Source organism: Brevibacterium sp. SIMBA_078 (genome assembly GCF_046534565.1).
Taxonomy (GTDB): Bacteria; Actinomycetota; Actinomycetes; order Actinomycetales; family Brevibacteriaceae; genus Brevibacterium.
Genome location: NZ_JAWRYQ010000369.1, coordinates 1 through 256, shown reverse-complemented (window position 1 = coordinate 256; position 256 = coordinate 1). Strand labels below are relative to the sequence as shown.

Annotated in this window: 1 protein-coding gene; it reads left to right on the top strand. The window is 43.4% G+C overall.

Annotated elements, in window-relative coordinates; translation table 11 throughout:
• Nucleotides 1-256: gluconate 2-dehydrogenase subunit 3 family protein (locus SB749_RS20070; RefSeq protein WP_410711857.1), on the top strand; the 256-nt coding region annotated here is incomplete at both ends.

Below are 256 nucleotides of genomic sequence, written 5' to 3'. Positions count from 1 at the left end.
GCAAAAGGTTATGGTCAAGATCCAAACTTAGTGATGCCACCAGAGTCGCCTTGGCCGTTAACCTTAACAAAAGATGAAATTACGTTAGTGGCTCTGTTAGCTGATTATATTGTGCCGCGTGAAGGCGATATTCCATCAGCAAGTGAGCTGCAAGTACCGGCAGTGATCAATGAATGGGTGAGTGCACCTTATGAAGGGCAACAACGAGACCGAATTAAAATATTAAATTCACTTGCTTGGATCAACGATGAATCAC